Origin of the sequence: Alteromonas sp. CyTr2, assembly GCF_947311905.1 — a bacterium.
Lineage (GTDB): Bacteria > Pseudomonadota > Gammaproteobacteria > Enterobacterales > Alteromonadaceae > Alteromonas > Alteromonas macleodii.
The window spans coordinates 1-12874 of the sequence record NZ_CAMZMZ010000049.1; the positions used below are offsets into that span (position 1 = coordinate 1).

The 12874-nt window shown below is 43.1% G+C and carries 12 protein-coding genes; 4 read left to right on the forward strand and 8 right to left on the reverse strand.

All coding sequences use genetic code 11. The features are described from left to right. Nucleotides 1-266 precede the first annotated feature (266 nt). Nucleotides 267-1109 carry a DUF6279 family lipoprotein gene (locus tag QME20_RS18080; protein WP_281716364.1) on the reverse strand — a complete coding sequence of 281 codons (843 nt, stop codon included), beginning with the start codon at nt 1107-1109 and terminating at the stop codon, nt 267-269. 176 nt (nt 1110-1285) lie between these two features. Here QME20_RS18080 and QME20_RS18085 point away from each other — a divergent pair, with 176 nt between their 5' ends. Continuing rightward, a complete protein-coding gene (locus QME20_RS18085; RefSeq protein WP_049586246.1) occupies nt 1286-2290 on the forward strand; it encodes an ATP-dependent 6-phosphofructokinase in 1005 nt (334 codons plus the stop codon). A gap of 111 nt (nt 2291-2401) precedes the next feature. On the opposite strand, the gene QME20_RS18090 is transcribed toward QME20_RS18085, so the two are convergent. From QME20_RS18090 to QME20_RS18105, 4 genes are all read right to left on the reverse strand, one after another. Then, entirely contained in the window at nt 2402-3229 is an 828-nt protein-coding gene (locus QME20_RS18090; RefSeq protein ID WP_014949507.1) for a LytTR family DNA-binding domain-containing protein, read from the reverse strand. 1 nt (nt 3230) lies between these two features. Continuing rightward, nucleotides 3231-4304, reverse strand: a complete 1074-nt coding sequence (locus QME20_RS18095; RefSeq protein ID WP_014949506.1) for a histidine kinase — start codon at nt 4302-4304, stop codon at nt 3231-3233. Nucleotides 4305-4451: 147 nt separating this feature from the next. Beyond that, nucleotides 4452-4913, reverse strand: a complete 462-nt coding sequence (locus QME20_RS18100) for an Mpo1-like protein (RefSeq protein ID WP_281716365.1) — start codon at nt 4911-4913, stop codon at nt 4452-4454. A gap of 60 nt (nt 4914-4973) precedes the next feature. Continuing rightward, a complete protein-coding gene (locus QME20_RS18105; protein ID WP_252118474.1) occupies nt 4974-5657 on the reverse strand; it encodes a PilZ domain-containing protein in 684 nt (227 codons plus the stop codon). Nucleotides 5658-5849: 192 nt separating this feature from the next. Between QME20_RS18105 and QME20_RS18110 the strand changes: the two genes are divergently transcribed. Further along, complete coding sequence (locus tag QME20_RS18110) at nt 5850-7676, forward strand: PDZ domain-containing protein (protein WP_281716366.1); 1827 nt, start codon at nt 5850-5852, stop codon at nt 7674-7676. Nucleotides 7677-7772: 96 nt separating this feature from the next. Here QME20_RS18110 and QME20_RS18115 read toward each other — a convergent pair whose 3' ends face one another. The 3 genes from QME20_RS18115 to yejK all read right to left on the reverse strand — a co-directional run bounded on the left by QME20_RS18115 (nt 7773) and on the right by yejK (nt 10768). Then, complete coding sequence (locus QME20_RS18115) at nt 7773-8681, reverse strand: M23 family metallopeptidase (protein WP_281716367.1); 909 nt, start codon at nt 8679-8681, stop codon at nt 7773-7775. 38 nt (nt 8682-8719) lie between these two features. Continuing rightward, nucleotides 8720-9595: a 6-carboxytetrahydropterin synthase gene (locus QME20_RS18120; protein WP_281716368.1), complete on the reverse strand. Its 876-nt coding sequence runs from the start codon at nt 9593-9595 to the stop codon at nt 8720-8722. Nucleotides 9596-9661: 66 nt separating this feature from the next. After that, entirely contained in the window at nt 9662-10768 is a 1107-nt protein-coding gene (gene yejK / locus QME20_RS18125; RefSeq protein ID WP_281716369.1) for a nucleoid-associated protein YejK, read from the reverse strand. Between the two features lie 159 nt (nt 10769-10927). Between yejK and QME20_RS18130 the strand changes: the two genes are divergently transcribed. Both QME20_RS18130 and QME20_RS18135 read left to right on the forward strand, forming a co-directional pair. Next, the gene (locus tag QME20_RS18130) at nt 10928-11146 is read left to right on the forward strand and encodes a DUF1414 domain-containing protein (RefSeq protein WP_014949499.1); all 219 of its coding nucleotides are present in this window, start codon (nt 10928-10930) and stop codon (nt 11144-11146) included. A gap of 8 nt (nt 11147-11154) precedes the next feature. After that, entirely contained in the window at nt 11155-12681 is a 1527-nt protein-coding gene (locus tag QME20_RS18135) for a DUF3413 domain-containing protein (protein WP_014949498.1), read from the forward strand. The last annotated feature ends 193 nt before the right edge of the window (nt 12682-12874 follow it).

Genomic DNA, 12874 nt, shown 5'->3' on the forward strand with positions numbered 1-12874 from the left:
TCATGTTCATCTGCCTATCCTTAACTCTCTATAGAGTAAATTGAGATAGGCAGTTACACAAAATTAGTTACAGTCTCACCGAACTTCCCCTTTTCGTTGCTAACGAAGAAGGTAAAGTTCTTAAAATCGAGTGGAAAGAATTATAACTTAATACCTTATTTAGTACTGAGTGCTACCACCATAAGTCGGAGCTTTCTTCTTGTATTACGAGAAGGCCAGTACTGTATCGACCGAGCTGAATGAGTACTGAGCCAAAGTATTACTAACTAATCCATAAAATTATCAACCGTTTCGATTAGCTCATCCACGTTTTCAATCAGTGTTTGACGCTGTTTCTCTGAAAGAGTTGAAAATATCTCGGCCAGTAGCGTTGCCGTCATAGTCATATTATGAGCACTACTTTGCTTGTACACATCGCTTTTATAGTTATCCGGATTTTGCATGAGAGCCACCAATTCTTGCTCAAACCTTTCGTTTTGCTTGCGCGAAACGAATAGCTTTCTTGCCGCATTTTGAATGTTTCTACGATACGTTATCCAAGCGTCACCTGTAGGAATAAACTGTTGTGCATAGGTGCTAACAATTTGTTTTTGCTCTTTACTTAGATCTCCAATACGCTCACCTATTGTTTCTTGTATTCGCTCAATTCTATCTTTAAGTCTCTCTGCTTCAGACTTTTCCAGCGCCTCTTGTCGCTCTTCCTCTTCTTCTTTATTGTCTTTTTCTAATGCCGCAAATAGGGTGACAACTTGCTCATCATCGAGTGTTTTAGCAATAGCCGCTAATTCAGGACTGACCTCGTCTCGTACGCGCTCCCAATGCGATCTAGCTAGCTCAAGGTTGTTATAAACAATACTCGAATTAAGGGTGTCATTCTGAATCTGCTTTTTTATATCCTCTAATTGCGCTTTATAACGAGTAAGTTCACTCTTCTTGTGCCAGCTCAACCAATTTTGTAAATGCGCATCAAACTTCTCCTCTTGCTCATCTTTAAGCTCGATGTAGTCGTCCATGTACCAATACACCCACCAATCCAGGTTGTTATATGCCAGCTTAGAACTGCATGAAGTAAGAAAAATAATAAAGACAACAACCAACAATGAACGCATAGTATTTCCTTTTTTACGTTAGTTACGTCGTGACAAGTAAAAACGCTTATTGCTGTGTACCGAAAAATTGAATTTTACTTTGATATTACGCAATAAATATCCGCAACAGAGAACTTTACGTTGCACAGCCTTTACTCTACTTTAATGGCATTGCCTGTAAAAAGAAGGACTTTAATGTGTCAAAACGTGTCGCAATTTTAACCTCTGGTGGCGACGCCCCAGGTATGAATGCATGTATACGTGCCGCAATTATTGCGTGTCAGAAAGCTAATTTTACCTTGCTTGGCTACAAGCACGGCTACAATGGATTACTACAGCAAGAGTTTATTCCTCTATCTCTTGATTCAACGCACAATCTTATCCAGCAAGGTGGCACCATACTGCACAGCGCAAGGTGTAAAGAATTTAAAAATCGTGAAGGGCTTATCAAAGCGGCTGATAACTTGAGACAGGCCGAGATCGACACACTTATTGTAATCGGTGGTGACGGATCTTTTCGCGGCGCAGCAAAGTTGAGCGAACTATGGGATGGCCAGATTCTTGGTATTCCGGGAACCATTGATAACGATATAGCGGGTACTGATGCGACTATAGGCTACTTTACCGCAATAGATACCGCCATGAGTTCTATCGATAAAGTTCGTGATACAGCTGATGCCTTCGAACGTATTTTCCTTGTAGAAGTAATGGGTCGCAATGCTGGCTTTTTAGCATTAAATGGTGCCCTTTCCGCGGCTGCTGACTATGTGGTTGTTCCTGAGTTTTTTGAATCCGCTGAGACTGAAATCAAAAAGATCGTAAACCAGATAAAAGCGCAGCGTGCTTTGAAAGGGCCCGTCAGTTTTATTGTTGTAGTAGCTGAAAACGTTTGGCCTAATGGCTTAACAGGATTAACCGAAGCTTTGCAGTATCACAATATCAACGACGTTAGGCCAGTAACCTTGGGACATGTCCAACGTGGCGGCTCGCCGGTAGCACAGGACCGACTACTCGCCACTACTCTTGGCGAATTCGCCATAAGCTTAGTAGGAAGCGACGTCACCAACATAATGGTTGGTGAAGTTAATCAGCGCCCTATTACCGTCCCCCTACCCAAAACTTGGGAAGAAACAAAGCCCCTCAATCAAGCCCGGGTTGACGCTATGCGTACCCTAATGAACGAAAGGTACAGCTGCAACTAAGTAAGATGGTTCAGACGCTGTTTAATTTGAAACATTTATAGATTGTAAAAACAAAAAAGGCGGTGCTTTATAATAAAACACCGCCTTTTAGTACTTCATGCTCAAGCTTCTTTACATCTTCATTGCCGCTTTCACTTTATCACGATGACTGCGACTCACTTTAAGTTCTGTATCATTTTGAAGTATTAAATGATATTCGCCACTAATATGGCTCACTAACTTTTTAACAAAACGGATATTAGCAATAGCTGAACGGTGCACTCGAACAAAGAACTGTGGGTTTAGTTCCTGCTCAAGTTCTTTCATGGTTTTGCGCATTATATGCATGCCATCCAGTGCGTGAACACACATATAATCACCTGCAGCATCAATCCATTGAATGTCTTGAACGTTTACGCGCGTTACTTCTGAGCCATCTTTAATAGCCAATACATCTGGGTATGGATTGGTTTCAACCGGCTCACCATTAGCTAACTTGCGTAAAATCTCTTCGCAATCATCGCCTGTAAGTTCAGCAACAAGGCTTACCAATTTTTGTGACTGCTCATCTTGATGTTGAGTTGAGTAATATTCACGTACTTTGTTTAACGCCGCACCTAAGCGCTCGTCGTCTGCTGGCTTTAACAGATAATCTAAAGCATGCACGTCAAATGCTTTTATTGCGTAGCTGTCATAAGCAGTTACGAAAACGATCATGGGAATGGGCTGTTTCAGTTCGCGCAACTTATGAATAACCTGAAAGCCGTTTAAACCGGGCATTTGAATATCTAAAAACACCAAATCTGGACGATGTTGAGAAATGCTACTTACAGCCTCTAGGCCGTTCTGACACTCTGCAAGCACCTGCACATCATCATGACGCTCTAACCTGGCACGAAGGCCCTTGCGTGCTAAAGGTTCGTCGTCCACTACAATGGTTTTAATCACTTGCTTTGTCATGTTATACGTCCTTAACTTCATAGGGAATGCGTATTCTAACTCGCACGCCTGAAGGCTGATTGTGTTCTATAGAGAATGCAAAATTACGATGATAGAGGGATTGCAAACGCTCTTTTATATTGGCTAGGCCTACGCCGTTTTCTCGACTAAGTGTTCCGTCTTTGATATCTGCACCAGGGCCGTTATCGGCAACATCCATTAACAAATCATTGCCAAATGTACGTGCCGTAATCGCTATACGACCACCATTTTCCATCTTAGATATGGCGTGCTTTATTGAGTTTTCAATAATGGGCTGCAAGATCATGCTCGGCACAAGTGCACTTTCACACCCTTCATCGATGTCCCATAGTACTTCTAGACGATCGTCAAAACGTACCTTCTCTATCTCTAGATAGAGTCGTAATGCCTTTATTTCCTGACCTAGCGGTACTCGCTTTATCGGGTCGTTGTCTAATGAATAACGTAGAAAGTCACTCAAACGCGACACCATCGCTTCTGCTGTGTCGTTCTCTTTTAAAAGAATAAGGGTTGAGATAGCGTTAAGCGTATTGAAGAGAAAATGCGGGTTGAGTTGATAGCGCAACATCTTTATGTGAGCTTGGTGCGCCATGGTACTCGCCTTTAGCGCGTTCTGCTTCTCTTTTTGAAGCATTTGGAAGTTCTTGATGCCAAAGTACACACCACTCCAACACCCCACCATTATTAGCGAGTTAATAGTGTTGGTAAAATACATATACCATTCGTCTGGGCGATATCCGTGCTTGTAGATTTCCCAGTAGTTAATGTTTTTTACCACGGCCCATAGCAAAGCAATTAAGTAGCACGACACAATCACTATGATGATCATGTTGAGCGGTGATTGCTTTCTTGCCCATCGATAGATGTAGCGAAGCGGAATGGTTAGCAACCATCCTGCATAGGCATTAAGCATGATGATGAAAACCCAAATGGGTCGAACATCATGGAGAAAAGATCCGATGTAATAAATTATTGCGAACCCTGCCCAGCCTGCACTGTGCAATGTCCAAAATAAACGTTCATTACTTTCTATTACACGCTGAAAGCGACTCACAATATTACCAATTTAAAAACTTATAAGAAGATTATACGCAAGCCTTGCCACGACCCAAGCGCCTTGGTCGTGCCCCTTATGCTTCTTGTCGCAGGGCAAAATCTTGAAATTAGACATGTTTTGGCTATATCAATTCGCTGATTACGCTCAGTAACTGATATTCATTCTTTTCAGCCAGTGCACCCACCACCAGGCTGGGCCAACCAGCAAGAAGCGCAAATCGTCAAAAAACGAAGGCTTTTTGCCCTCGATATGATGGCCAATAAACTGCAAAATCCACATAACGACAAACAGTACAAGAGAAAATAACCATACTGAGATACTGAAGTGGTCTAGGGTATTAACTGCACCGAAACACAGTATAGTTAAGAGGGTCATTGCAGCCCCAATCGGACCAGACAACATAAAATAATAATACAATACGGGAACCGCTATGATATGCGCCCACGTTATATCGAACTGCGCAATCACATAAGGTACCGGCAAACTCCAAAGCAAACCTATCGTTACGAAATAGATGCTGGGTACGGCAATAGCATGGATGATAACGTTGGTCTTGTTTTGGTGGCTTTCACCGTACTGCATTAAAAGTCGCTCAATACTTCTCATGTAGATCCCCTTAGCCTGTTATTTTGATTATTATCTAAAGAGCACCCAACTATTGTTTTCCTACGTTAACAATGTGTGTCGGGACAACAGCGTTTTTATCAATTTTTCTTCACAGGTAAAGGCGAGCCCATAATAAACCACATCACTATCAAGCTTATGATTTTTAACTTTTGCAGTAAGCGCTACTTCTTTACCGTCCAACGAATAGTTTAGCTTAACCTCAGCTTCATCGAGCATTACCGGCCAATTTGGCTTGACCTGTAACGCTACTTTGCACCCTTTTTCACTTAAATCTATGATGATCCCCGTTACATTTTCGTCACTGGGATAAACGTCAGCTTCTAACGTTACTGAAACGCCAAGTTGAGCACGCTTTACAGCGCGAAGCCCTATACTTTCAATACGTTTCGGAAAGGTTGTAATAAGTAAGCCTGATGGCTTTGAAAGCAATTTGAGTACTTTCACTTTAAACGCAATAACCTGGCCAGTATCGCCCTCAAGCACAGAACGCACCACGATATCGTTGCCAACAGTCAGAGCATCCCTAACGGTAATCCACTTCGCCGATGTTGGAATATGAAAAAGCAAACATTCATCAATAAGCATGCCTATGTAGTCAGTCTTCACACGCTTTGGCGCTGCAGGCATAGCAATTTGTAAATCTACTGTATCGCCGGGTACCAGCGTACGCAACGAGTCCAAATTATCTTCGCTTAGTAAATTGCTTTGTATTTTTTCAGCCATTTGTATTTGTTATTGCTGGATTTAATGTCATTTAACTCAATGTACGCATCAAACAAAAACTTATCAATACTACGATTGAAAACCATGTTCAATAAACGTAAAAATTGCCCCTTAGTAGCAGGCAATCTATTGGGATTAACTCAATAGGTTGATATAGTTGAGAGATAGTTTTGCTTATCTTTTCGGACGCTTATGACCTCTGCTCTTCGCTATACGTTAACTATTTCCAATTGGCGTGCCCATCAATTTACTGTCGCGCTGCAAATACCTGAGCATTCTGGCTCATCAATTGAGCTTAGCCTTCCAAGCTGGATCCCGGGAAGCTACATGGTGCGCGATTTTGCCAAAAGCATTATCGAGCTAACTGCAAACACTTCTGAAGGTCATAGTACTGAAAATGTTGGCGATAGAAGCGTTTATAGCCTTTCGGTAACTAAGCTCGATAAACAAACTTGGCGTATAGACACATTTGGAAAACCATGTACGGTCGTTTACTCGGTTTATGCCAACGACTTATCTATTCGCTCTGCTTTTATAAACGACCAATATGCGTTTATAAATGGAACCAGTGCGTTTCTAAACGTTTCCGGCTTCGAGAATGTGCCGTGTGAGGTGGACATTGAGCTGAACGACAGCGATTCTGCAACCTCGAATTGGAAGGCTTATACGTCAATGCCTTCTCGTTGTGAAAGCACAAGCCCGTCTCGGTGGCACTTCGTTGAAAAAAATTACGATGAGCTCATTGATCATCCCATTTACGTGGGCATTGCAGACACTCACAGCTTTGAGGTTGACGGCATTACGTTTACGTTACTTTTCTCAGGTAACAACAATATTGATTATGAGCGCATAGCAAATGACTTAACGCCAATTTGCAAACACCACCTAGATTTGTTTGGTGCTCCACAACCTATTAATAACTACCTGTTTATGACGCTGCTTGCCGACAATGGGTTTGGCGGTTTAGAGCATAAGTATTCTACTGCCCTTCTTTACCCTCGCTTCGACCTTCCTCAAGTTGGTGAAAGTGAGAAAAAAACCGACAGCTACATCACATTCTTAAGTCTGTGCAGCCATGAGTTTTTCCACACATGGCATGTTAAGCGCATTAAACCTAGCGTAATGGTGAAACCAGACTTATCTCAGGAAACGTACACGAATCAGCTGTGGATTTATGAAGGCTTTACCAGTTTCTATGATGACGTCACCCTTGCTAGAGCCGGCGTTATTGAACCACAGAAATACCTCGATATTGTTGCGCAAAATGTCAGTCGACTTTTGCAAAACGCAGGTCGCTTTAAACAAAGTGCAGCAGAAAGTAGCTTCGACGCATGGACAAAGTTTTATAAGCAAGACGCAAGCGCTACTAACAATATTGTCAGTTATTACACAAAGGGTGGCATTATCGCCCTTGGGTTAGATTTACTCCTTCGTAAACAGTCAAACGAACAAGTGAATTTAGATACCTTGATGCAGTTATTGTGGAAACACTATGGCGTGGATGAAAAAGGTACGCCTGATGACGTGATCCAAAATCTATGTACAACGCATTTTGGCATTGATGTTTCAGAATACTTAAATCGCGTGGTGTATGGCACAGACGACGTAGAATTGGCTTCGTTAGTATCTGAAATGGGCGTTAACTATGCGGTTCGTGCTCGCGTGTCAGGTGAAGATAAAGGCGGTGCCTCCTCGCTGCCTGCTATTAAAAATCAGCTTGGCGCCACGTTAAAGCCAGCTACCTTCGGACTTACGGTAATGCAGGTATTTGAAGGCCTTGCCGCTATGAAGGCAGGTATTCTTTTAAACGATGTCATTATTGGGTTAGACGGTCATATCGTCAATGCCCAGAAACTTCAACGCCTATTAGATAATGCTCAAACGCCAAAGGTAGAATTAACGCTTATTCGTGACGGGCGACTTCTAACCCGGCCTCTTGAGGTAACTGAGGCAAGAAAAGAAATGGCTTATTTTGAAATCACTGATGAAGAAAAGCTCAATCAGTGGCTGGGGAAATAACTCCGCCCTGTAGCGTAAAAACTAAAAAGGCGCTTTGAGAGTTTACCTGAAAGCGCCTTTTTCTTTATGACTGTTAAAACTAAATCAAATTAATGATTACTCTTCGGGAGACCCCGAAATGATAGTCTGTGGGTCTAAACGAGTGTTGCCCAAATTAATACGCCAATCCAGATGCGGGCCTGTAGAGCGCCCTGTTGAACCTATCGTTCCAATCTGCTCGCCTTGCTTAACGGTTTCACCCACTTCTACCGTTATAGTGTCCATATGAAGAAACGTTGAAAACACGCGCATGCCGTGGTCGAGAATCAAGGTGTTACCCGAATAATAGAGATCATCAGCCATTGTTACCACACCATCAACAGGTGCATACACAGGCGTGCCCGTTTCATTGGCGATGTCCAAACCATAATGCGGCCATTTCGGCACGCCATTTAGAATGCGCTGACTACCGTAAACACCGGAAATAACGCCTTTCGCAGGCCACTCAAACCGGGTGAATAATGCATCTAAATCAGTATTACCGCTTCGCGCGTTAGCTACGTTGATATTGTCTTGCTTAATACGCGCCGTCACTTCTGCTGGCGGAGAAACCATTTTTTGCTCTAGCCCGTCAATTCGCTGAATGTTGTATTCGCGTTTTTCAAGGGTAATGTCTCGCAGCCACTTTTGGCCGTTGTCTAATTTTACAACCAACGTTTGCTGCAGTGGCGCTTCCCGTTCAAAGCCAACAACAAATTTTCCGTCTTTGTTGGTTTGAACAGTTTCGCCATTAAGCGTTACTTTGGCCCCAGCGGGAGCTTGCCCGCGCAGTAAGGCACCTTGCGTAAACTTACCGTTCAACACTACGTTTACTTGCTCTTGACTAGATAACGCTTCTTTTTGGCCGTTTAACTCTACATCTGCATAAGCAAATGGCATAGAGGCAACTGTGCTAATTGCCACTACACAACTCATTACACGAGATAGTGCGCTATGCAATGCGTTTTTTGAAAGCGTGAATGCCATAGTTGTTTCCTTTCCCTATAACGAGCTGTGGTCAAATGTTAACCCTTTACTGTGGCGCCTTTACCTACGCCCTCATAAGCGATAACTTGGCAAACCCCGTCAGGCGTGCGTTTCTTCTGCTCTTCAAGCAGATACTGCGCCAAACACTCAACTGTTGAGTCGGTTTCGATGACTTCACAATCTGACTTAGGAATTAATAGTTCAAAATAGCCCTGTGACGACTCGTAAGCAAAACAGTAGTAATCCGCGTCATTTGAAACTTGACCTTTAAGCTTTCTGTCGCTGTACGCTATTTCGTCTTCACGGGTAGCTATATAGATGTCGGCCCAACGGTCAGCCCAGTACTGCTGACTTTCAACACACACTTCGCCGTCAAGTATAATATCGATTCGCGAACGGTGACCGTGCGCTATGCGCTGACAATTACCGTCGTGCTTTTTAAGCCCGTGGGTATAGTGATAATACGGAGAATTAATGACTTCCTCACGTAAATGCAGCGTAATGTTTTCAACGTTTTCTGGAAGATGAGTCGCCAATACTTCTTTTAAGTAAACGCCAACAGATTCCATGTTTATCTCATCAGAATAAACAAATGCATAAGCTTCAGCGGGGCAATGTAGCATGATGCTACGCCCATCAATGCAGGTAAAGCGCGCTTCTACCTGTTCAGAATCGTCGTCGTGAATAACCTCTGAACCGCTGTATTCAGCAGGTACAAGCAACTTGTGATCAACATATTCGTCGATTAGTCGCTTTAAGTTCTTTTTCACGTGACCAAAGTCTTGAACCATGCTCTCTTCGTTGAGCTCACCGTCCAAAATCACATCGACAATCCAGCTTTCCCCTACCATGCCGCGTTTTGGGCAAAGGTAAGAGAAGTCCATCACTGTCAAATCATTTACAAATAATTGCATAACACCCTTGAATCGAGTTTATATTCTACTAACTAGTATACGTTTTTTATCTTTGCTTCGCAGCGACTAGTCCATTGAAGATTGGCGATTAAGCTGATCTTTTAAATTAGGTGGAATTCCACGGATTGTTAGCGTATCCGTAGCTGGGTCGTAAAATACCCGATCGCCCATTAATTTACGTTCGAAGCTAAGCGATATACCACCGCCCTGACCGGTAAATTTAGCAAGTTGTTTCAGCGCTGCAGGGTCTGGCTGAATTTCTTTTTCAAGCGGTACTTCCATAGACTGTGTGAACGCAGAAAAGTTACTGCTAGTTTCTTCATTTTGTGGAAGTCGGTTGGCCAGTTCATCTACCGATAAACTCTCGCCCGCATCAATCTTTTCTTTAAAGTATGATTTAACTTCTTCTCTATGCTGGTGCTGCTCTTGCGGGTCTAGTGACTCACTGGCTAGGTAGGCATCGACCGTAGAAATCAGTTGTTTATTTTGCTGTTTAACATCAACCAGCTCTTCGCAGCCTACAAACTGCATAAAGAAGTCTGATACCTTACGTCCCATTCTACCTTTAATAAAACTAACGTAACGCTGCTGCTCTGGCTGAATATCCCACTGAGTTAAATCGAACCGCACAGCGAGCTGCATTTTTGCTAAATCTAAGTGTTCACGCGCAGAAAGATCCAAAGAGTTTGTCACTTCAACGTGCGAGCGGGTATTTAACAATGCAATCATCAAATACTGTGTGGCTAAATACTCATACTGGCAGAAAATAAGAAAACCGGTCTCAACCGTACCCGTTTCTGCCAAAGTGCGAACTAAGCGATTGGTCGCTGATACCGAAAACGCATGGAATGCATCTTCAACGTTATCACCCGCCGCTTTTTGAATATCCATGTATTGCTTAAGGCCTTCCGCGAACTCTGCTACGTTCTCGGTGCTTTTTTGCGTAGTCGCTTCGCCATCTTCGTTCTCCACTTTTGCTTCACGGGTAACTTCCGTCACGAAGTGGCCAACCCCTTTTCCAGGTTTAGCATTGAAACTGTGGTTTATTTGATGGGCAAGAAGCTCGATTTCCGGAGTAACAGCTAAGCAGTTGTCACGTGGAATTGCTTCAATTTTCTCTTCTTTGTTTACAATCAAACGATGTACAACAAAGTGATGAATCAGTGCACTCATAGAGTATCGGGTGTCCTGTTGCTTAAAAAGTGTCAGAAATATCCAAAGAATTGCGGGATTTTAGAATGAATGATTGTACTCACTCAAACAACGATTATAATCATTTTACGTGTAAAACCATTCTTTTTATCAAAGAAATCATAAAAAAGAGGCGTAGCAATGCCCCAACAGAGCCGCTATAGCAACGACGAATTCGAAACGCTAATGAATAACGTTATTCTAACCCTTGAAGAAGGCGGTGCAAACCGCGATCTTTCACTTATGGTGTTAGGAAATGTCATTACGCACATTTTAAATACTCAGGTAGCCCCTGAAAATCGCGAAGCCATGGCAACGCAGTTTGCCGACGTACTCAAGAAAAGCGTTAAAAATAGCTAAGGGATTGCATGATACTTGCCGAATCACCTCGTCGCCAGCGTGTTACTAAACTGGTAAATTGGGGGCATTGGTTTGCCTTGGCGAACATTATCATCGCCATAGTTATTGCCTCGATTTTTGTTTTCTCATCACCTATGCCTGGCACAGGTGTCGGCACCTTGTATCTTCTAGCCAACTGGTTCGGTCATATTGGTTTTATGACCTTTTTTGGCTTTGTTATTTTTATCCTCCCTCTTTGCTATTTGGTTAACAACCCCAGAGTCATAAAGGTCAGCGCGTCTATTATTGCAGCTGTGGGGCTAGCACTCTTGGCTTTCGATGCGTTGCTATTTAATCGCACAGGCTTCCATATTAGCTTTCACGCCGCGGATTTACTGCGCAGTGAAGCTCAGTCAACAATGGCGATAGAAAGCTGGCAACAGTGGGCATTTTTATTTCTTCTGTTTATCGTTTGGCTTGGCTTCCAGCTGGTCTTAGCCAATGCAATCTGGAAACGTGTCGAACGTTTCACTCGCCATAAAGTGGGCATCCCTGTTACTACATTTTTTGTCAGCTGTTTTGTTACCAGTCACGCTATACACGTGTGGGCTGATGCCAAGTTGTATCAACCTATCATCAAGCAGGACAACATGTTTCCGCTTTCTTATCCTGCGACTGCTAAAACGACTATGTCGCGTTATGGCTTGCTTGACTTAGCGGCTTATGAAGAAAGAAAACAACTTCAGTTCAACCCTGATATTCACAATATCACTTACCCAGCCGAGCCGGTTTATTGTTCTATTGAAACTAATAGAAACTTAACCGTGGTTGTCCAGACTGATAACGTACAGGTGGTGGACTTAAGTAACATCAAGCGCAACACCTTAAACAAAGTAGCCAATTACTATTCGACGGCCAGCAGCATAGAAGGCTTAATGACTACTACGCTATTTGGTGTTCCCGAAATATACCAAGACGCTTTATCTCAAAAGCGTCCGGTGTTATTAGCACTTCCATTGGGGTCTGGCATGCCGGTCTCTATTCACAGCGATGAAGCGTTGCCGTTGCCTCAATTAGCGGGATATTTGCAACCACTGAGCAACAATCATGATGGTTTGCATATTGCGTTTTTGAAGAGTGCTGATATCGAAAGCTATGTGAAAAACACGTTAGCGCGCAAACACGATGTGATTGTTGCAACTGGCTTTGGTAGCGAAAGTGGCAAAGGCACGCTGTACAGTACCCTTAAACTGAATGCTAGCTTAGCCAGCACGGAAGATTTAGCGCCTACCATTTTAGGCGCATTGGGATGTAACGCCCCTGCTACGTTCTATTCTACTGGCCAAAGCTTACTTTCTCCTTCAAGACCATGGCTAGTTAGCACCTCTGGTGAACGCATTGTTGTGTTCCATGACAATAAGCGTACTGACGTACTTAGTAATGGCAGCTATGAAATAAGCGACATGGCGACCGGCAAGCGCAGCAAAGAAGCGCTAAATGTCGACTTATTAAGTCAGGCTATTAAACACTTATCACGATTCTCAACACAGAATTAAAATTCTGGCGGCAGACTAAGGAAAGTCTGCCGTTAAGCGCTTCGGTGTTATGTACAACCACCCAAGATAGGTTACGCATAACCACCCATCTAATTGTTTTGCAAAAATAATCTAGAAAACCAGCACTTTACGAAATACCGGCCCAAACGGGTTCTCGCAACACACTATGTTAGAAACACAAACGAGTAAAGAC